The organism is Acinetobacter sp. XH1741, from assembly GCF_041021895.1.
Classification (GTDB): domain Bacteria; phylum Pseudomonadota; class Gammaproteobacteria; order Pseudomonadales; family Moraxellaceae; genus Acinetobacter.
In genome coordinates, this window is record NZ_CP157428.1 from 836,594 (window position 1) to 858,495 (window position 21,902).

Here is a 21,902-nt window from a genome sequence, read left to right on the forward strand (position 1 = left end):
TTTTAAATCGGCTCCATAAAATGGCTGATGGCTCTTGGGTCATCAGCCTTTTTGCGTTACAATAATCGGCTCGATTTTTGTTTGTTCTGTACAATAATTGCTTTTTTTCAGAATAAATAAAGTAATTTCAAATGTTTACCAATATTTTTCTTTTTAAAAAATATTGTTAAGCGTTTTAATACCACTAAAAGTTGCAGCATTTGTAAACAGTGGTGGCCATATCGGCCTGTGTAATTCCTTCTGAGCCCGTTCTGCAGGCGGGCTTGGTTTACTTTCCGAGGACTCCAGATGGCATACTCATATACCGAAAAGAAACGGATCCGTAAGAATTTTGGTAAATTGCCCCAAGTAATGGAAGCACCGTACTTACTCTCGATTCAGGTCGATTCGTATAGAACGTTCTTGCAAGGTGGCAAATCTCCAAAAAACCGCGAAGATATCGGTCTCCAAGCCGCATTTCGTTCAGTTTTTCCTATAGAAAGTTATTCTGGCAATGCTGCTTTAGAATTTGTTGAGTATAGCCTTGGTAAGCCTGAGTTTGATGTGCGTGAATGTATTTTACGTGGTTCGACTTATGCGGCACCAATGCGCGTAAAAATTCGTTTGATTATTAAAGATCGCGAAACTAAATCTATTAAAGACGTACGTGAACAAGAAGTCTACATGGGTGAAATGCCACTTATGACAGACAATGGTACCTTTGTAATCAATGGTACTGAGCGTGTAATTGTATCTCAGTTACACCGTTCGCCAGGCGTATTCTTTGACCACGATAAAGGTAAGACTCACTCAAGTGGTAAAGTGTTGTACTCAGCACGTATCATTCCTTACCGTGGTTCATGGTTAGATTTCGAGTTCGACGCAAAAGATCTTGTTTACGTACGTATTGACCGTCGTCGTAAATTACTTGCTACTGTTGTGTTACGTGCACTAGGTTATAACAATGAACAAGTCTTGAATTTGTTCTATGAAAAAGTACCTGTGTATCTTGACATGGGCAGTTATCAAATTGACCTTGTTCCTGAGCGTTTACGTGGTGAAATGGCTCAATTTGATATTACTGACAATGAAGGTAAAGTCATTGTTGAGCAAGGTAAACGTATCAACGCGCGTCACGTACGTCAAATGGAAGCTTCAGGTTTAACTAAACTTTCAGTTCCTGATGAATACTTATATGAGCGTATTACTGCTGAAGATATTACTTTACGTGATGGTGAAGTAATTGCTGCAAATACCTTGTTAAGCCATGAAGTTATGGTGAAGTTAGCTGAAGGTGGTGTTAAACAATTTAACATCCTATTCACAAACGACATCGATCGTGGTTCTTTCGTTGCTGATACATTACGTGCAGATACAACAACGGGTCGTGAAGAAGCATTAGTAGAAATTTATAAAGTAATGCGTCCAGGCGAGCCGCCAACAAAAGAAGCCGCTGAAAACTTATTCAATAACTTATTCTTCTCTTCTGAGCGTTATGACTTATCTCCAGTAGGTCGTATGAAGTTCAACCGTCGTTTAGGTCGTCCTTACGAAGTTGGTACTGATCAGAAATCGCGTGAAGTTGAAGGTATTTTATCGCACGAAGATATTATCGATGTATTACGTACATTGGTTGAAATCCGTAACGGTAAAGGCGAAGTAGACGACATCGACCACTTAGGTAACCGTCGTGTACGTTCTGTTGGTGAAATGACAGAAAACCAATTCCGTGTTGGTTTAGTTCGTGTTGAGCGTGCTGTTAAAGAGCGTTTAAGCCAAGCAGAAACAGATAACTTGTCTCCACAAGATTTGATCAACGCAAAACCAGTTGCTGCTGCAATCAAAGAATTCTTTGGTTCAAGCCAGTTGTCTCAGTTCATGGACCAAAACAACCCATTATCTGAGATTACGCATAAACGTCGTGTATCTGCACTTGGTCCTGGTGGTTTAACGCGTGAGCGTGCAGGCTTCGAAGTACGTGACGTACATCAAACTCACTATGGTCGTGTTTGTCCAATTGAAACTCCTGAAGGTCCAAACATTGGTTTGATCAACTCGCTTTCTGTATATGCAAAAGCGAATGACTTCGGTTTCTTGGAAACACCTTACCGTAGAGTAGTAGATGGCCGTGTAACTGATGCAGTTGAATATTTATCTGCTATTGAAGAAGTAGGTACTGTTATTGCACAGGCCGATTCTGCTGTAGATAAAGATGGCAACTTAACAGAAGAGTTTGTTTCTGTTCGTCATCAAGGTGAATTCGTACGTATGCCACCTGAAAAAGTGACGCATATGGACGTTTCTGCACAGCAAGTTGTATCTGTTGCTGCATCACTTATTCCATTCCTTGAACACGATGACGCGAACCGTGCATTAATGGGTTCGAACATGCAACGTCAGGCTGTTCCTACTTTACGTGCTGACAAACCACTTGTCGGTACAGGTATGGAAGCGAACGTAGCACGTGACTCTGGTGTGTGTGTAATTGCAAACCGTGGTGGTGCAATTGAATTTGTAGATGCGTCTCGTATCGTTATTCGTGTAAACGAAGATGAAATGATCGCTGGTGAAGCTGGTGTAGATATCTACAACCTCATCAAATATACACGTTCAAACCAAAATACTTGTATTAACCAAAATGTTATCGTGAATTTGGGCGACAAAGTTGCTCGTGGTGACATCTTGGCAGACGGTCCGTCAACAGACATGGGTGAACTTGCGCTTGGTCAAAACATGCGTGTAGCGTTCATGACATGGAATGGTTATAACTACGAAGATTCGATCTTGTTATCTGAGCGTGTTCTTCAAGAAGACCGTTTAACTTCTATTCATATTCAAGAATTGTCATGTGTAGCACGTGATACTAAGTTAGGTGCAGAAGAAATTACTGCCGATATTCCTAACGTAGGTGAAGCCGCGCTTTCTAAACTTGATGAATCAGGTATTGTTTATATCGGTGCTGAAGTTACTGCTGGTGACATCCTTGTTGGTAAAGTAACGCCTAAAGGTGAAACTCAGTTAACTCCTGAAGAAAAATTGCTTCGCGCAATCTTTGGTGAAAAAGCTGCGGACGTTAAAGATTCATCTTTACGTGTGCCATCTGGTACTAAAGGTACAGTTATCGACGTTCAAGTCTTCACGCGTGATGGCTTAGAGAAAGATGACCGTGCATTAGCAATTGAAAAAGCACAGCTTGACTCTTACCGTAAAGACTTGAAAGAAGAATACAAAATCTTCGAAGAAGCGGCTCGTGAGCGTGTAATTCGCTTGCTTAAAGGCCAAGATTCTAACGGTGGTGGTTCAACTAAACGTGGTGATAAACTTTCTGAAGATTTATTGTCTGGTTTAGAGCTTGTTGATTTACTTGAAATTCAACCAGCAGATGAAGCAATCGCTGAGCGTTTAACTCAAATTCAAGTGTTCTTAAAAGAAAAGAGCGCAGAAATTGATGAGAAATTCGCTGAGAAGAAACGTAAGCTTGCAACAGGTGATGAGTTAACAACTGGCGTATTGAAAGTTGTTAAGGTTTACTTAGCTGTTAAACGTCGTATTCAGCCTGGTGATAAGATGGCTGGTCGTCACGGTAACAAGGGTGTTGTATCTAACATCTTGCCTGTTGAAGACATGCCACACGATGCTAACGGTGTGCCGGTAGATATCGTATTGAACCCGTTGGGTGTACCATCTCGTATGAACGTGGGTCAGATTCTTGAGACTCACTTAGGTATGGCAGCTAAAGGGCTAGGCGACAAAATCGAAAAAATGTTGAAAGAACAACGTACAGTTTTAGAACTACGTGAATTCTTAGACAAGATTTATAACAAAGTCGGTGGCGAGCAAGAAGATCTTGATAGCTTGACTGATGACGAAATCCTAGCACTTTCAGGCAACTTGCGTGCGGGTGTTCCTTTAGCTACTCCGGTATTTGATGGTGCTGAAGAAAGTCAAATTAAAGACTTGCTTGAGTTGGCTGATATTTCACGTACAGGTCAAACAGTATTGTTTGACGGACGTACAGGTGAACAGTTTGACCGTCCTGTAACTGTTGGTTACATGTACATGCTTAAGTTGAACCACTTGGTTGATGACAAAATGCATGCGCGTTCAACTGGTTCTTACTCGCTTGTTACACAACAACCGCTTGGTGGTAAAGCACAATTCGGTGGTCAGCGTTTCGGTGAGATGGAAGTATGGGCACTTGAAGCATACGGTGCAGCATATACACTCCAAGAAATGCTCACAGTGAAGTCGGATGACGTTGAAGGACGTACTCGCATCTATAAGAATATTGTAGATGGTAACCATTATATGGATCCGGGTATGCCTGAATCGTTCAACGTATTGACCAAAGAGATCCGTTCTTTAGGTATCAACATTGAACTGAAAAATGGTGACTAAGTCGTAAGACTCACGATTTTTTAGGAAAAAACAATATTTGTGACCCAGTCGGGTAAGCGAGGCTTCCCGACACACGGAGAAAAAAATTGAAAGACTTGCTCGATATCATGCGTAAGAAAACGGACTCAGATGGTCATGCACCAGTTGAGTTCGACCGTATCCGTATTGGTCTTGCGTCACCAGAAATGATTAAGTCATGGTCTCATGGTGAAGTTAAAAAGCCTGAGACAATTAACTATCGTACATTTAAACCAGAACGTGATGGTTTGTTCTGTGCCAAAATCTTTGGTCCAGTAAAAGATTACGAATGCTTGTGTGGTAAATACAAGCGTATGAAATACAAAGGCGTCATTTGTGAAAAATGTGGCGTTGAAGTAACTACAGCTAAAGTTCGTCGTGAACGTATGGGTCACATTGAACTTGCTTCACCAGTTGCGCATATCTGGTTCTTAAAATCGTTACCTAGCCGTATCGGTTTATTACTTGATATGACACTTCGTGATATCGAACGCGTATTGTATTTCGAATCATACGTTGTTACTGATCCTGGCATGACTCCATTTGAAAAGTATCAACTTCTTAATGATGAAGAATACTTTACTGCTTTAGAAGAGCACGGTGATGAGTTCGTTGCGAAAATGGGTGCGGAAGCTGTTCAAGACTTGTTAAAAGACATTGATCTTGAAGCTGAAATTTCACGTTTACGTGAAGAAATCCCTCAAACAACTTCTGAAACGAAGTTGAAAAAAGCGTCTAAACGCTTGAAATTGATGGAAGCATTCAAAGATTCGAACAACAAGCCAGAATGGATGGTAATGAATGTACTTCCAGTACTTCCACCAGATTTACGTCCATTAGTTCCACTTGAAGGTGGTCGTTTTGCTACTTCTGACTTGAACGATTTATATCGTCGAGTGATTAACCGTAACAACCGTTTGAAGCGTCTTCTTGACCTTGCAGCACCAGACATTATCGTACGTAACGAAAAACGTATGTTACAAGAGTCTGTAGATGCATTGCTTGATAACGGTCGTCGTGGTCGTGCAATCACTGGTTCTAACAAACGTCCATTAAAATCTTTGGCAGATATGATCAAAGGTAAACAAGGTCGTTTCCGTCAGAACTTGTTAGGTAAGCGTGTTGACTACTCTGGTCGTTCGGTAATTACTGTAGGTCCTACTTTACGTCTTCACCAATGTGGTCTTCCGAAGAAAATGGCACTTGAATTATTCAAACCATTTATTTTCGCGAAACTACAAGCTTCAGGTCAGGCAACAACCATTAAAGCTGCGAAGAAAATGGTTGAGCGCGAGACTCCGGAAGTTTGGGACGTTCTTGCATCTGTAATTCGTCAACATCCAGTCATGTTGAACCGTGCGCCAACACTTCACCGTTTAGGTCTTCAAGCATTTGAACCTATTCTTATTGAAGGTAAGGCAATCCGTCTTCACCCACTCGTTTGTGCTGCGTTCAACGCCGACTTCGACGGTGACCAAATGGCGGTACACGTTCCATTGACACTTGAAGCACAGTTAGAAGCTCGTGCATTGATGATGTCAACGAACAACATCTTGTCACCAGCAAACGGTGAGCCAATCATCGTTCCTTCTCAAGACGTTGTCTTGGGTCTTTACTACATCACTCGTGATGCAGTAAATGCTAAAGGTGAAGGTATGGTGTTTGCTGATACTCACGAAGTAAACCGTGCACTTGCAACTGGTCAAGTTGCGATTCATGCGCGTGTTAAAGTACGTGTGCATCAAACTGTTATCAATGAAAATGGTGAACGTGAACACCAAACTATTATTGTTGATACAACACCAGGTCGTTGCTTACTTTGGGAAGTTGTTCCACAAGGTTTAAGTTTTGACATGATCAACCTTGAGATGACTAAAAAGAACATCTCTAAGTTAATCAACTCTTGCTACCGTAAACTTGGTTTGAAAGATACTGTTATCTTCGCTGACCAGTTAATGTACTTGGGCTTCCGTCAAGCGACTCGTTCAGGTGTATCTGTAGGTATGGAAGACATGTTAATTCCACCTACTAAGCACACAATTATTGATAAAGCGGAAACAGAAGTTCGTGAAATCGAACAACAGTTCGAACAAGGTTTCGTAACTGCTGGTGAACGTTATAACAAAGTTGTCGATATCTGGGCGCGTACAAACGACCAAGTTGCGAAAGCGATGATGGATAACTTGTCTTACACTGTTGTTAAAAACAAACAAGGTGAAGACGAGAAGCAAAAATCATTCAACAGCATTTATATGATGTCTGACTCTGGTGCCCGTGGTAGTGCGGCGCAGATTCGTCAGCTTGCTGGTATGCGTGGTTTGATGGCAAAACCGGATGGCTCGATTATTGAGACTCCAATTAAAGCGAACTTCCGTGAAGGTTTAACAGTACTTCAGTACTTTATTTCGACACACGGTGCGCGTAAAGGTTTGGCCGATACAGCATTAAAAACTGCGAACTCTGGTTACTTGACTCGTCGTCTTGTAGACGTAGCGCAAGATTTAGTAATTACTGAGCCTGACTGTGGTACAGCGGGTGGTTTGGTGATGACTCCATTCATTCAAGGTGGTGATGTCATCGAGCCATTACGTGACCGCGTATTAGGTCGTGTAACTGCTGAAGATGTACGTCGTGCATCTGATGATGAAGTTGTATTACCTCGTGGTACGTTAATTGACGAGAAAATCGCAGCTCAGCTTGAAGAAGCAGGTGTCGATGAAGTTAAAGTACGTTCTGTAATCGCATGTGAATCTACATTCGGTGTATGTGCTCGTTGTTATGGTCGTGACCTTGCACGTGGTCACTTGGTGAACCCAGGTGAATCAGTAGGTGTAATGGCTGCACAATCAATTGGTGAGCCAGGTACACAGTTAACAATGCGTACGTTCCACGTTGGTGGTGCTGCAAGCCGAACTTCTGCTGCGAACAGTGTTCAAGTACGTAACAAAGGTACTGTACGTTTCCACAACGTGAAAACTGTACAACATGCGAAAGGCCATTTGGTTTCAGTTTCACGTTCAGGTGAAATTGGTATTGCCGATGAGTTAGGTCGTGAGCGTGAGCGTTATAAACTTCCTTACGGTGCAAGCATCTTGTTGAAAGATGGTGAAATCGTTGAGGCAGGTGGCATCGTAGCGACTTGGGATCCGCATACACATCCATTAGTAACAGAAGTTGCTGGTAAAGCGCGTTTCAGCCAAATTGCTGATGGCGTAACTGCAACATCGAAAACTGATGATGCAACTGGTATGACAACTGTTGAAATCTTGCCTGTAACAGCACGTCCTGCTTCTGGTAAAGATTTACGTCCAGCAATCGTATTAGATATGGCTGATGGCGGCGAACAGTTCTACTTCTTGCCACAAAACACAATCGTAACTGTCCGTGATGGCGAAACGATTGGTGTGGGTGACGTTATTGGTCGTGTACCACAAGAAACATCACGTACTCGTGATATTACCGGTGGTCTTCCGCGTGTTGCTGACTTGTTCGAAGCGCGTAAACCGAAAGAACATGCGATCTTGGCAGAAGTGTCTGGTATCGTAAGCTTCGGTAAAGAGACTAAAGGTAAGAACCGTTTAGTGATTACACCAGATGACGGTTCAGAAATTTACGAAGAATTGATTCCAAAATGGCGTCAAATCAACGTGTTTGAAGGTGAGCATGTGAACCGTGGTGAAACCATTTCTGATGGTCCACAAAACCCACATGACATCTTACGCTTGAAAGGTGAAGTTGCTTTAACTAACTACATCGTGAACGAAGTTCAAGACGTTTACCGTCTCCAAGGTGTAAAAATCAACGATAAGCACATTGAAGTTATCGTACGTCAAATGTTGCGTAAAGTTGATATCACTGATGGTGGCGATACAAGCTTTATCAAAGGTGAACAAGTGGATTACATCCGCGTTGTTCAAGAGAACCAAGCTGTCTTGGCTCAGAACAAGTTCCCAGCGAAGTTTGAACGTCAATTGATGGGTATTACGAAAGCATCGCTTTCTACTGATTCGTTCATCTCTGCTGCATCGTTCCAGGAAACAACTCGTGTGTTAACTGAAGCGGCTGTAACAGGTAAAGAAGATGACTTACGTGGCTTGAAAGAAAACGTTGTAGTGGGTCGCTTGATTCCAGCTGGTACTGGTCTTGCATACCACTTAGAGCGTCGTCGTCAAGAAGCGGAAGCAGCAGAACACGAGCTTCACAATGACTTCAGCGAAGTAGACCAAGCATTTAGCCAAGCTTTAAACTCAGAACAATTCTAAGTTTAAACTTGTATTAAAAAAGGCGCCTTAGGGCGTCTTTTTTGTTCAAATTAATAGCTTCAAAATTAACTAATTATCGTTTCTATAAGACTTTTACAAAATATTAATCGACTACAACAGTGTGTTAACACAAACTGAATAAATCCCACATAAAAGAAGCTTATGCTTGGACTAGAGCACACAGGAGTGAGTACGGTCATGAAAAAAACAATTGGTTTAGTGTCTACTTTAATGCTATCTGCATTCATGTTCACAGGCTGTCAAAATATGAGTCCATCTGATCAGCGTATTGGTGCTGCTGCATTAGGTGGCGCTGTGGGTGGTGGCTTGGGTAACCATGTAGGTGGTGGCCTAGGCGCTGGTGTCGGTGCGGCAGCAGGTGCTGGTGTAGGTGCAAATGCTAAGGGTAGCGATAGAAGTTCGACAACAGGCAGCGCTATTGGTGCGGGTATTGGTTCTGTTGTAGGTAAAGCAATTTTTGGTGGCGATACTGGCGCTGCAATTGGTGGTGCACTCGGTGGTGGTGCTGGTGCTGCAATCGAAGAAAAGAGATAACATCGAGTTAAATAAAAATAAGCGCCTTAGAGCGCTTATTTTTTATGGTTGAAATGCTTTTGCTTTTTTACGGCGGATATAAAGCGTCTTTTGCACTTCAGCAATTCTTACGCCTGATTCATCAAAGATATTGAGGTGGTATGTTCTAAGAACTGGCGCATAGTTTTCAGCAAGTTCTCGAATTTGTTCGATTTCTGCCAAATCCACTCGAATGTCGGCATAAACGGTACTTCTGCCAGGTGATAAAAAATTAATTTCAGCAGCTTTATCCCACACAATATATTTAGGTCCTAGATGATGCATAAGAATCATCATGTAAAAAGGATCTACCATTGAATAAAGACTACCACCAAAATGGGTTCCTACCAGATTTTGATTTTTCCAGCTGAGAGGCATTTTCACCCGAACATGGCATAGTTCTAAATTCATGATTTCAATATGAATTCCTGCGCCTCGGTAAGGCGGATAATAATTAAATAAGAATTTAGAAACTGAAGGAATGTTCTGAAGTTTTTTTAAAATAGCCATAATAGTCAATTTTTTTTATTGCAACACTGGTCATACTAGATAAGTATCATCTTTTTTATATTGATGGCAATGCTTTATCCGATTAACGACATGATCAATTGAAAAACAAAATAGGAAATGATTATGCAGCCAAAAATTTATACAGTAACAACAAGTGATCAACAAACGCTTTGCGCCAAAGCATGGGGCGATGAAAAAAATATCCCGTTAGTTTTAGTGCATGGTTATCCAGATAATCAGGAAGTATGGGAATCGGTTATTGAACATTTAATCAATGATTTTTATATCATTACTTATGATGTGCGTGGGGCGGGATTATCATCTATTCCTAAACGTATACGAGATTACCGCTTAGAGCGTTTATCTCTGGACTTGCAGGAAGTGGTGGATGAAGTAATTCCAAATCGTCAGTTCCATATGGCTGCACATGATTGGGGTTCAATTCAGTCTTGGGAATCTGCAACCGAGCCTAAATTTAAAGGGCGTTTATTATCATATACGACTATTTCTGGTCCATGTTTAGACCATGCCGCTCTTTTCTTAAGAGAGAAATTTAAAAGGGCTCCTGCACAAATCTTAAAAATATTAACAAAATCATGGTATATCGGTGCATTCCATTTACCATTAATTGCCCCAACGGTATGGTCGCTTTTTAGTCCAGAAAAGTGGGGAAAAATCTTAAATGAGTTAGAACGAAAAGAGAATTTACCTTTAAATAGTAATATTTCTTCAGATGGTAAATATGGCATTAATTTGTACCGTGCGAATTTTATTCCACGCTTAACAGCTCCTCGCCAGCGTTATGCGCAGTGCCCAGTCAAAGCTATTATTTTAAAATATGACACCTTTGTAAGCCCCGAATATATTACGGAAGCGATGCCAAAATGGGTTGAAAACTTTGAGTATGTTGAACTTGAGGCAAACCACTGGGCTATTTTGAGTCAGGCTGAAAAAGTTGCATCCCATATTCGACAGTTTATTGAATCGCAACGCTAGTAAGAGTCTGTTTAATATACAAAACTACGCATTCGGCGATATTTTCGGCTTCATAGATATGAATCTGATAGAATGTCGCCTTTTGTTTTGTTCTGAATTTGTTCATGAATGCTGTTGTTGTGGCGATTGCTGTGATGTTTTTATTATCACTAGCACGCGTTTCTGTCGTATTGACATTAGTGGTTTCTGCCGTTGTTGGTGGTCTTGTAGCGGGTTTAAGTCTTTCTCAAACTGTTGAAGCTTTTAATGCGGGTCTTGGTGATGGTGCAGAAGTTGCGCTCGCCTATGCCGTTTTAGGTGCATTTGCACTTGCTCTTTCTAAATCAGGTTTACCAGATTTACTTGCCCATAAGCTGATTGGTTTATTGGGAATGGAAGCAGGTAAAAGTCGTCAAACCAAAGTAAAGTACTTACTCTTAGGTATTTTACTCATTGCTGCTATTTTCTCTCAAAACCTCATTCCAGTTCATATTGCATTTATCCCTGTGCTTGTACCGCCACTATTACGTGTCATGAACCATTTAAAACTAGATCGCCGTGCGGCAGCTTGTGTTTTAACTTTAGGTCTGGTCGGAACATATATTTTTCTACCAGTTGGTTTTGGTGCAATTTTCCTTGAACAGATTTTGATGGGGAATATCAACAAAATTGGCGCTGCTTATGGCCTGCATGTAGAGCGTGGCATGATGCCAATCGGTATGGCAATTCCCGTGTTGGGAATGGTGTTAGGTACTCTGGTTGCTGTATTTATTAGTTACCGTAAGCCAAGAATTTATGCTGACCGTACTATCACACCAGTCACCACTATTGATTTAGATAAACCGCTACGTGCAACAGCGCAAGATGAAACAGCAGATCTAAAAGCAGATGCAGAAGAACTTAAATATGAAGGAGAGCAAGGCCCTATCATTGCTAAAAAAACGATGTTTATGGCTTTGCTAGCAATTGGTCTCACTCTAGTTGCACAGCTTTATTCTGGCTCAATGATTTTAGGTGGATTAGTCGGTTTTGCAGTGTTATCTACAGCTGGCATTTTTAAATGGCAAGATGCCGATGATGTCTTTGTACAAGGTATGCGTATGATGGCTCTTGTCGGATTTATTATGATTTCGGCTGCCGGTTTCGCTTCGGTAATGACTCATACCGGAGATATCAATCATCTGGTTAAGGGTGTAGTGGAAGTTATTGGAGATAATCGTGCGCTTGCGGCTTTCTTAATGCTTTGTATTGGGTTATTCGTCACGATTGGTATAGGTTCTTCTTTCTCAAGTGTTCCTGTCTTAGCTGTGATTTATGTGCCTTTATGCGTACAGTTTGGTTTTTCCCCATTAGCGACTATTGCACTCATTGGGACAGCAGCAGCTTTAGGAGATGCGGGTTCTCCAGCTTCTGATTCAACGCTAGGGCCTACAGCGGGTTTAGGTGTAGATGGGCAACATGACCATATTTGGGATACTGTTATTCCAACATTTATCCACTTTAATATTCCTTTACTCGTGTTTGGTTGGATTGCAGCCATGATTTTATAAATTTTATAATATATTAAATAATAACCTCCTTAATTATTATCTAAAGATAAGCATTAAGGAGGTTTTTTTGTGTTATAAATAGAATATGTATTTAAAATAAATTATATTAAAATACTCGGGATTTAAAGTGTATTAAAAAGGTTGGTTATATAAAACAATTCCGATTAATTTGGTTGGAATAAAAACCAATTAAAATGGTTGGTTAATATATAACTTTATTTAAAACAGATATTTAAAAATAAATATAAAATTAATTTTATAATGGGTGTTGCATCAATTTAAAATAAATGTTTATTATAAATATAAATAAGGTTGGAGCTATTAAAGTGTTCAAAAAAGCGTTGGTTATTGCATTAATGGGGATGTCTTCATTTACTTTTGCTGGTAATTGGCAAGTAAAATTTGGTGGTAGTGTTATTGCTCCATCTGACGACACAACAACTGCTTTAGGTGTAGTAAAAGCTGATCATGAATATGCATTTACACCATCAGTTGAATACTTTTTTGACCAATCGCCTTTTTCTGCTGAGTTATTATTAGCAACGCCAGTTAATCATGATGTTCTTTTAAATGGTGAAAAAGTAGCACGTATTAAACAGCTACCTCCAACAATTACTGCGAAGTATCATTTTAAAAACTCAACTCGTTTCACACCATATATTGGTGTGGGGGCTACAGCATTTATTCCTTGGGATGAGCAAGGCGTAGCTGAGAAAGTAAAAGAAGATTTTGGTGTAGCTGGGCAAGTTGGTTTTAATTTTCAACCTGCTGATGCTAAAAACTGGGGAGTATTTGTAGACGTTCGTTATATGGATATTAGTCCAGAAGTTACTTTAACAAATGGTGCTAAATTTGACTTAGATATTAATCCGTTTGTTTACACTTTAGGTTATAGCTATAAATTTTAAGCATAATAATAAATAGAAAAAATATAATAACAAACCTAGACTCAGGCGCCTCACATAGATTTTATGTGAGGTTTTTTATTTTATTGTTCTCACTAAAAAAAAGCATAAAACAGACAGTTTTATACACATTCTTTCAGCCATTATTTTTAAACTACTTTTTATACTTTTAAAGGAATAACACAATGAATAGAAAATTCGCCTTAAGCCTAGCTTTTTTGAGTGGTATGACTTTTACATATAGTGTACAAGCTGCCAGTTTTTCTTGTGATGCAGCAAAAACCAAGACTGAGCTGAGTATTTGTAAAAACCGTTCTTTAAATGATGCCGATGTCAAAATGGTGACTACATATCAAATTGTTTTACATGCATTACCAATGGGTGGTCGTGATAGTCAAAAAGATACGCAGCAGCAGTGGTTGAAAAAAAGAAATGCCTGTGCAGCTAACGTAAGTTGTATTTCTAAAGCTTATCAGCAACGACAACAGCAATTGGATTCTATCTTGCAAGATCGGGTATTAAGTCATGGCCCATTTTAATTAAAGTAAAATTTTTTAATATTCAGGATTGAAAAATTCTAGAAGTACTCCATTCATAAAGCATTCCAGAACAAACAAACTTCAAAATTTAAGGAGTGATTTATGAGTGAACAAGCATCACAAAATTATAGTTTCCAAGCAGAAGTAGCACAGCTTTTACATTTAGTGACGCATTCTCTCTATTCGAACCCTGAAATTTTCTTGCGCGAGCTTATCTCTAATGCATCAGATGCATGTGATAAGCTGCGTTTTGAAGGAATTAATCATCCTGAATATTATGAAAATGATCCGGACTTACATGTACGAGTTATTTTAAATAAAGAAGATAAAACCTTAACAATTTCTGATAACGGTATTGGTTTAAGTCAACAAGAAGCTATTGATAACTTAGGTACCATTGCAAAATCAGGTACTAAAGACTTTATGTCAAAATTGACAGGTGACCAGAAAGCGGATGCTCAGTTAATTGGGCAGTTTGGTGTTGGTTTCTACTCAGGTTTTATTGTTGCAGATAAAATTACCGTGGAATCACGCCGTGCGGGTCTAGATGCATCTGAAGGGGTGCGTTGGATTAGTGGCGGTACAGGTGAGTTTGAAGTTCAGCAAATTGATAAGGCTTCACGTGGAACCGATATTATTCTTCACTTACGTGATGACGCGCTAGATTATTTAGAGTCGTATAAAGTTAAGCAGATTGTTAATAAATACTCAGACCACATTAGCTTGCCAATTGAAATGCAAAAAGAAGTTTGGCAAGAAGAAGAGGTCGCTGAAGGTGAAGAGCCTAAAGGCGGTCAAATGGTCAAAACTGACGAGTGGGAAGCGATTAACTCTGCAAGTGCTTTATGGACACGTAACAAAAGCGAAGTGACTGAAGAGCAATATGTTGAGTTTTATAAAAACTTAACGCATGATTTTGAAGCGCCGCTGGTATGGGCACATAATCGTGTCGAAGGTAGTACTGAATATACCCAATTGCTTTATATCCCAAGTAAAGCACCACATGACATTTTTACCCGTGAAGCAAAAGCAGGGATTAAGCTCTATGTAAAACGCGTGTTCATTATGGACGATGCGGATAATCTCATTCCAAACTATTTACGCTTTGTTCAAGGTGTGGTGGATAGTGCAGATTTGCCGCTTAATGTGAGCCGTGAGTTGTTGCAAGAAAGCCGTGATGTCAAAACAATCCGTGAAGGTAATGCACGCCGTGTATTAACCGTACTTGATGGTTTGGCTAAATCAGAAGATGAAAAAGACCAAGAAAAATTCAAGACTTTCTATAGTGAGTTTGGCTCAGTACTTAAAGAGGGCTTGGGTGAAGACTTTGGTAACCGCGAACGTATTTTAAAATTATTACGTTATGCGACATCGACAAATGATGAAGTAACGACTTCTTTTGCTGACTATAAAGCACGCATGAAAGAAGGCCAAAAAGCCATCTACTATGTGACTGCTGATAGTTTAGCTGCGGCGAAGAACTCTCCACAGCTTGAGTTGTTCAAGAAAAAAGGCATTGAAGTATTGTTAATGGCAGAGCGTGTTGACGAGTGGGCAATGAATTTTGTCCAAGAGTTCGACGGTACGCCATTAAAGAATGTCTCTAAAGGTGCGGTTGATTTAGGTGACTTACAAGATGCTGAAGAGAAAAAGGCACTTGAACAAGCGGCTGAACAGTTTAAGCCTGTGGTTGAGAAGTTAAGCGACTCTTTGAAAGCGAAAGCTAAGGAAGTCCGTGTAACGACTCGTTTGGTAGATTCACCTGCGTGTTTAGTCACAAGTGAGGGTGAGTTGTCTCCTCAACTTATTCGTATGCTTAAACAAGCAGGGCAAGCAGTACCTGAGATCAAGCCAATTTTAGAAATTAACCCTGAACATCCGTTGGTGAAAAAACTTGAAGGTTCAGAACAGTTTGATGACTTGGCAAACGTGATTTTTGATCAGGCTGTGATTGCAGAAGGTGGTTTACCGGAAGATCCGGCAGCTTATGTAAAACGTATTAATAGCTTATTACTGAAATAAGTTAGCGTAAAAAAAGCCTCTGAACGATCAGGGGCTTTTTTGTGGATAAAGAAAGAGTTATCCATAACTTGATGATTTTTGGCTAAAAATTAGCTTCTAGATTCATTTGAACGCTCAGTTGATGCTTTGCGGCATCATCAATATGGTTAAAAAAATTAAGATCATTTTGCATAAAAATCCAATCTCGCCATATAGGTTGGCGCCATGAAATATAGGGCCCCCAACTGTTTACTTTAATGTCATTATTGGAATATACGCCACCGCTATAAACGCCATACGTCAAACTATTATCTTTTACAAACTCAAATTGTTGAAAAGTCCAATTGCCCCAGTTGTAATCTTCTTTTTCACTCTTGTTCACATTAAATTTATTGGCGAAAAGCGTGTTATCTTGCATTTTTTGGGTCAGGTTTAGTGTCGTTTCAGTATAGTTTCGACTGGTAGAGCCATAACGAAAAACCTGTTCGGTATCTAGGCTAAAGTTATGTCTTAAATTCCATTTTTTCTTTGCTAGAAATTGCACATAGACATCACTCTCGGAGTTTGAACCTAAATCAAGGTTATTCTCAAAAGGCATCCATGTCGAAATAGTATCCCAACCTGCACTCAGTGGATTACTCACTGTAATGTGAGAGGATGCAGCTTTCTTTTTTTTCTTACCAAAGGTTTTATAAGGATGCTTGGACTGGGTAGCTCGGCTCCACAATGTATCATTTCCAAATACGGCCATCAGGTCCTGAATAAGAGTAGGATCTGAATCGTGATTGGTTTCTACTTCACAACTTAAACGTGAAAAGGGTAGAGATGGCCTTTTTATTTTGACCAGTAGGGTCGAAGAATGGGGAGATCGTCTAGTAGAGCGCTGATGTTTTAAGAAAGTAGGTAAAAGCTGTGTATGAGGAATTAGAACCAGCATACCTAAACTATAAATACAAAGTAAGGCAGTAGATTTATATTCAAATGAAAAAGAAGAGAATTGATTCATTTTACTGAAGATCAGGAATCAAAAGTTAGCTCGATATTCTAAAAGAAAAAGCTTAAATTTTTATTTAAATGTTTATGATAATTTATCACCTTGAAGGAAGCCTCCAAGGTGACATTTAGGCGTTAGAAAAGTGCTTCTAAACGCAAGAAAGTGCTTACATAATGATTTCGATCTTCACGGTGGTCATTAAAGTAATTGAGATCGCCTTGGACAAAGAACCATTCACGAAATAAAGGTTGGCGCCATGACACAAATGGTCCCCAACTGTTTAAACGCAAGTCATTATTATTGTAGTAGCCCCCTGTGTAGATACCATAGTTAAAGCGGTTGTTCGCAAAGAAACTATGTTCGCGGAAAAGACGGTTTTCCCAAGTTAAATCATCATCTTGGTCATCGGCATAAGTTAAGCTGAACTGATTTGATAAAATCGGTTGATTCGGGCGCGCATGAGTAAGTTCAAGATTGGTACGTAAATAATTTTCGCTATGTATTCCATATCGGTAAATTTCTTCTGCATAAAACTTAAAATCATTACGCAGTTGCCAATTTCTAGACGCTTTTAAACGAACATAAACATCATCTCCTGAACGTATACCTAAGTCAGCATCAGTCTCAAAGGGCAGTTTTTTTGAAAAATTTGACCAACGTAACGCGATTGAACTATTGTCCTCGCGTGTGCGTTTAGCATCGATTTTTTTGTTTGAATCCTGATTCGGGTTCTGGTTGATATTGGCGATATTATTATTAAACTCGTTGTCTAACGAGTCATCACCAAAGACTAAGCTTAAGCGCTTCTCTAGTGTCGGAAGTTTAATTTTACCGCGAATTCTGGGCTTAATTTCAAAATTATCGTATTCATTCCAATAGTTATCGATCATGACCCGAATGGTTGCTGAAGCAGGCTTTTTGGGGTCAACTTCACCGAACCAGTTATCAATTTTTTCTGAGGTATGATCAGCCCAATTACGAATTTTCTTTTGCTTGCGATCAAACCAAGTCTGATCTTCGGTTTGCTCGGTGGGCGGAACAATAGGCTGATTGGACTGCTCTGGGAAAATGGTTGGGGTGGCATCAATCCATCTGGGAATTTGATCTAAAAGATTTTCATCTTTTTCTTCTTGGGTTTGCACTCCAGATGGCAAACCTGTGACTTGTTGAGTTGAAGAAGAATTTACTTCCGCATGAGTCATGCATACTGAGCCAAATCCCAGAGTTAAAAGTGCAAAAAGCTGTTGATATGGTGTTACCAGTAAATTTTTCATCTCTATCTTTATGTTTTGTTGTTATTGTCACTTTTGTTGATTTTTCTAATAAAATCAAGAGGACGACACAAAAGTTAAGTAAATTTAACTTTTCTTACATATTTGAAATAATTTAAAAAGTTTAAGCTATTAGCGAATATTTTTAAGCAAAAAAAATCCCCCTAAACAGGAGGATTTTTGATCAAGGAAACTTAAAATTCCGATCACTAAACACATAAAAAACAGAACATTACAGCGCGAATATTCTAAGCGGCAATCATAAACCCATTTTAAACAATTAGATAGTTCTTTTTTTAGAACGCTCTATTGCTAAAATGGTGATAAAACATACGATTTGGTCACACTTTATAATTAAGACTGCTTATGCGGTGGGATATCACATGTTTCGTCATTACAAACAGCTGCGTCATCTTGCTCGATTTCTTCAGCATTTGCTTTAAGCTTCGCTTGTTCTAAAACTTGTAAGAAAACTTCGCGAGGCTGTGCACCTGCAAGCGCGATTCTTTGATCAAATACAAAAAATGGTACGCCAGTTACATTGAGCTGCTCTTGCGCAATTTTTTCGTCATGGCGAACAAAGTCGGCCAATTCATTTGTATCGAGTACATATTCAACTTCGGCATTATCAAGGCCAATACGAGAAGCAATTTCTTCTACAACTTCACGCTCACCAATAGCTAAACCTTCAGTCATATACGCATGGAAAAAGGCTTCTTTTGCTTCGTTGCCTAAACCCTTACTTTGTGCAAGATGAATAATACGGTGAGCATTAAAACTATTGCCTGAATTGGCTTTTTGCCATTGGAAGTCAATACCTTCAGAGGCAGCCATGGCCGCAATGTTGCGTTCCATTTCTTCCATCTCTTCATAAGTACGACCATATTTTTTAGCCAAACGCTCAGTATTTGAAGTGTCATGGGTTGCTGGTGCATTCGGATCTAATTCGAAACTATGCCAGTGAATATCAAGCTCAATACCAGCTTCAGCAGCTACATGTTCAAGGCGTTTTTTGCCGATGTAACAAAAAGGACAAACTACATCAGACCAGACATCAACACGCATGGGAGAATCTCATAAATATAAATTACTCATCATAATAGGGACGATGGCTGAGGATTTAAAGCGTTGAATAGAGAATAGAGTGTTGCGTATTGTGAAATAAATGACATATAAAGAAGAATCAGCTCTATTTTATAACTATAAAGAGCAAAACTATAAGAATGGAAATAGGAGGTGTGTATGCGCCGAATTTTGATTGCAATTGCAAGTCTGGTATTGATTACGGCTATTGGTTTTTTTTCTTATCAACATATAAAACAGCAACAGGCTAAAGATAGCAGTCAAATGTTTGATGTGGTAATGACCGATAAAATGAATCAGCTTTATGAACAGGCTCAGGACTGGACTAAACCTGTACAACTTGATATTCATGATAAGCGGCTGGCAGGACACTATAAGCAAATTTCAGAGTTTCTTTTAAGCTACTGGGTTCAAAACGTAAACGCACGTAATGAATACCTAAGAAAACTAAAAGCAGCAAAATGGGATACCTTTTTAAATGTTGATCGTTTAGACCTCGATAAAAAACAAAAATATGCCGAAACAGAAAAGATGTTAGCTGATGTCCGTATAGCTTCAGATCAGTATCAAGCTGAATATGAAAAAATCCATAAAACCTTTTTAGCCAAAATTCAGGAACTATCTGTTGATGCAGATATGAGACAACTTCTTGAAATGAAACTGGGAACTCAGAAAAATGTTGATCAAGACCATACGATTTTTACGATTGAGCTGCAAATTTTAGATGACGCAGAAGAAATGTTTAAACTTCTAAAAAATTATTCATGGCAGAAGAAAGACCATATGATTCTTTTTCATGAAAATGCCCAAGTGAAAAAATTTAATGAGCTTTACCAAGATGTCTTAAAACTGAATGCCAAGATAGATAAAATCAAGAAAAATAATACAAAGGTTCTAGATGAGGAACTTTAGTGAAATCAAGCAATGATTTAACTGGTAAATCATTGCTTTTATTTGACAGAGACTGTTAGTCAAAAATCTTGTTTGCAGCTTGAAAAGGTAAGCTCACTACGTCTATGGCCACGGCAAATGGTAATAACACCAACTTTTCCAAAGGATTCATCCCATATTTTGATTTGTACTTTTCTTCTTTATTGGTATAAATCGTAACTTGGTAAGGCTTACTTAACGCTTGTAATGAGCTGAGATTGTTTGCTACTGGGTAAACCACACCTGCCAGTTTAATATCAAAACAGAAGCGTTGTGCCTGCATATGTTGATCACTTGAGGTTGAACATTCTTTCGCGCCATTTTCAATAAAAAACTCAAGGTCTTTTTTGCTTAAATCTTCTCTTAGTTTCACATAAGAAAGCGGCAGTGTGCCGGAGAAATGTCCATCATTTTTTTCAGAATAGAAATTAAGATCTCGGGTGATTTGAATATTTTTAGGATTAAGCTTGCTAATTAAGGTTACAAACTGAGTGCCACCTTGAGTCAGGATATAACTGTTCTTTTGCCCTGCAATCACAATGCTATCTTTCGGTAAATTCGCAATTGCTTGTGCGGGACGGCCAAAGGCAACCACATTATCTTCAACCAAGGTAACTTTGGTGGTACGTGTATAGGTTTTATTATCTTTGTTGATTAGGGTTTTAGTTGCACAGCCTGTTAAAGCTAAAGTCGTTAGTACAACTGAAAAAGACGTTGTTAATATTCGATTCATACTATTATTCCTAAGTTGTTGTTTTCACTGTACCATGATCTAAAAAGGATTTTAATAAATGATGTGAGCGCTGTAGTTTGTTTAACTGCTCAGCTACATGCATAAGTTCTGTTTGTAGCTTTTCTTGAACAATAGGGCAGAGCGTAAATACTCTTTCATCTAAATCAAAACATGGCAATAAAACCTGAATGTCTTTTAGGGTCATACCAGCTTCGTTTAGTATTTTAATTTTATTAATATTTTCAATGTCTTTTTGCGTATAGCTTCGATAGTTATTACTTGCGCGATGCGGTTTTATAAGCCCTAAACTTTCATAATAACGCAGCATACGCGGACTGACTTTTGTAAGCTCGGCGACTTTAGCTAGGTTCATAAAATAGGGGTTGACCTTAACAGTAGTGTCATAGTTTAGCATGTTTTTATACTTCAAAATGGTACTTGTTCAATGATCAGAAAACTCATTTTATTGGTGTTATTCGGATTGATGTCGTTTGTTGCCAATGCTAAAACACTTGAACTTCGGGAGAAGAACATGCGTCAAATATTTGTGCTCCATGGTTACTCTGCTTCTATAAATGATCACTGGTTTTTAGACTTAAAACATCAAATAGAAGACGAACATACATCTGTTACCTTAATCCCTTTTCCAGATTCTGAGCATCCCGATGTAGATGCATGGCAAAAGGTTTTAGATGAGCAGATTCCTCGCGTTAATGAAAATACCTACTTCGTTGCGCATAGTTTAGGTGTCATTACTTTACTGCACTTTTTGCAACGTCATGATTATCAAAATATGGGTGGAATGATTTTAGTATCTGGGTTTTCTGGGCCACTTGCAGACATTTCTCCACTCGATGCTTATATAACAAAAAGCAAAGTCGACACCAATTACTTTAAAGGTATAAAGAAAAAGCTAGTGTATTTGTCTGATAATGATGATTTGGTTCCACCAAAATTAACCATTCAATTGGCTAAGGATATAGATGCGCCGTACATTACAGTACCTAATGGCGGGCACTTTCTAGGTCGTGAAGGCTATACAACATTTCCTCAAGTCGTAAATTCTTTAGAAGAGATGTTAGAGCGCGACTAAAATTTATAAGTTAAATCGCACTCTATAAACTAGACGCTTTTGCCTAATTTATAGAGTGCTTTAATCAAGAAAAGAGACTCGATATTCG

16 protein-coding genes are annotated in these 21,902 nt (G+C 39.2%); 10 read left to right on the top strand and 6 right to left on the bottom strand.

Annotation, left to right across the window (positions count from 1 at the left end; genetic code table 11):
- Positions 1-288: 288 nt before the first annotated feature.
- From rpoB to ABLB96_RS04105, 3 genes are all read left to right on the top strand, one after another.
- Positions 289-4,377, top strand: a complete 4,089-nt coding sequence (gene rpoB, locus ABLB96_RS04095) for a DNA-directed RNA polymerase subunit beta (RefSeq protein WP_348898412.1) — start codon at positions 289-291, stop codon at positions 4,375-4,377.
- An 86-nt stretch (positions 4,378-4,463) separates the two neighbouring features.
- Positions 4,464-8,657 carry a DNA-directed RNA polymerase subunit beta' gene (rpoC, locus tag ABLB96_RS04100; protein WP_348898413.1) on the top strand — a complete coding sequence of 1,398 codons (4,194 nt, stop codon included), beginning with the start codon at positions 4,464-4,466 and terminating at the stop codon, positions 8,655-8,657.
- A 198-nt stretch (positions 8,658-8,855) separates the two neighbouring features.
- The gene (locus tag ABLB96_RS04105) at positions 8,856-9,212 is read left to right on the top strand and encodes a DNA transfer protein p32 (RefSeq protein ID WP_348898414.1); all 357 of its coding nucleotides are present in this window, start codon (positions 8,856-8,858) and stop codon (positions 9,210-9,212) included.
- 42 nt (positions 9,213-9,254) lie between these two features.
- Here ABLB96_RS04105 and ABLB96_RS04110 read toward each other — a convergent pair whose 3' ends face one another.
- Entirely contained in the window at positions 9,255-9,740 is a 486-nt protein-coding gene (locus ABLB96_RS04110) for a DUF4442 domain-containing protein (RefSeq protein ID WP_348898415.1), read from the bottom strand.
- A 117-nt stretch (positions 9,741-9,857) separates the two neighbouring features.
- Here ABLB96_RS04110 and ABLB96_RS04115 point away from each other — a divergent pair, with 117 nt between their 5' ends.
- The 5 genes from ABLB96_RS04115 (at position 9,858) to htpG (ending at position 15,731) form a co-directional block, all read left to right on the top strand.
- Complete coding sequence (locus tag ABLB96_RS04115; RefSeq protein WP_348898416.1) at positions 9,858-10,736, top strand: alpha/beta fold hydrolase; 879 nt, start codon at positions 9,858-9,860, stop codon at positions 10,734-10,736.
- Positions 10,737-10,840: 104 nt separating this feature from the next.
- Entirely contained in the window at positions 10,841-12,265 is a 1,425-nt protein-coding gene (locus tag ABLB96_RS04120; RefSeq protein ID WP_348898417.1) for a Na+/H+ antiporter NhaC family protein, read from the top strand.
- Positions 12,266-12,591: 326 nt separating this feature from the next.
- Entirely contained in the window at positions 12,592-13,173 is a 582-nt protein-coding gene (locus ABLB96_RS04125; protein ID WP_348898434.1) for an OmpW family outer membrane protein, read from the top strand.
- A 182-nt stretch (positions 13,174-13,355) separates the two neighbouring features.
- Complete coding sequence (locus ABLB96_RS04130; RefSeq protein ID WP_348898435.1) at positions 13,356-13,709, top strand: lysozyme inhibitor LprI family protein; 354 nt, start codon at positions 13,356-13,358, stop codon at positions 13,707-13,709.
- A 102-nt stretch (positions 13,710-13,811) separates the two neighbouring features.
- Positions 13,812-15,731, top strand: a complete 1,920-nt coding sequence (htpG, locus tag ABLB96_RS04135) for a molecular chaperone HtpG (protein ID WP_348898436.1) — start codon at positions 13,812-13,814, stop codon at positions 15,729-15,731.
- An 82-nt stretch (positions 15,732-15,813) separates the two neighbouring features.
- Here the strand turns inward: htpG and ABLB96_RS04140 are convergent, their stop codons facing one another.
- From ABLB96_RS04140 to ABLB96_RS04150, 3 genes are all read right to left on the bottom strand, one after another.
- The gene (locus ABLB96_RS04140; protein WP_348898437.1) at positions 15,814-16,716 is read right to left on the bottom strand and encodes a selenocysteine synthase; all 903 of its coding nucleotides are present in this window, start codon (positions 16,714-16,716) and stop codon (positions 15,814-15,816) included.
- Positions 16,717-16,838: 122 nt separating this feature from the next.
- Positions 16,839-17,978, bottom strand: a complete 1,140-nt coding sequence (locus ABLB96_RS04145) for a hypothetical protein (protein WP_348898438.1) — start codon at positions 17,976-17,978, stop codon at positions 16,839-16,841.
- Between the two features lie 351 nt (positions 17,979-18,329).
- Positions 18,330-19,040 carry a DsbA family oxidoreductase gene (locus ABLB96_RS04150; protein WP_348898439.1) on the bottom strand — a complete coding sequence of 237 codons (711 nt, stop codon included), beginning with the start codon at positions 19,038-19,040 and terminating at the stop codon, positions 18,330-18,332.
- A 177-nt stretch (positions 19,041-19,217) separates the two neighbouring features.
- Between ABLB96_RS04150 and ABLB96_RS04155 the strand changes: the two genes are divergently transcribed.
- Complete coding sequence (locus tag ABLB96_RS04155) at positions 19,218-19,970, top strand: hypothetical protein (RefSeq protein WP_348898440.1); 753 nt, start codon at positions 19,218-19,220, stop codon at positions 19,968-19,970.
- A 55-nt stretch (positions 19,971-20,025) separates the two neighbouring features.
- Here ABLB96_RS04155 and ABLB96_RS04160 read toward each other — a convergent pair whose 3' ends face one another.
- Both ABLB96_RS04160 and ABLB96_RS04165 read right to left on the bottom strand, forming a co-directional pair.
- Positions 20,026-20,721: a hypothetical protein gene (locus tag ABLB96_RS04160; RefSeq protein WP_348898441.1), complete on the bottom strand. Its 696-nt coding sequence runs from the start codon at positions 20,719-20,721 to the stop codon at positions 20,026-20,028.
- Positions 20,722-20,731: 10 nt separating this feature from the next.
- Positions 20,732-21,094 (bottom strand): MerR family transcriptional regulator, encoded by a 363-nt coding sequence (locus ABLB96_RS04165; protein ID WP_348898447.1) that lies wholly within the window; start codon positions 21,092-21,094, stop codon positions 20,732-20,734.
- Between the two features lie 72 nt (positions 21,095-21,166).
- Between ABLB96_RS04165 and ABLB96_RS04170 the strand changes: the two genes are divergently transcribed.
- The gene (locus ABLB96_RS04170; protein WP_348898442.1) at positions 21,167-21,814 is read left to right on the top strand and encodes an alpha/beta hydrolase; all 648 of its coding nucleotides are present in this window, start codon (positions 21,167-21,169) and stop codon (positions 21,812-21,814) included.
- Positions 21,815-21,902: the final 88 nt, after the last annotated feature.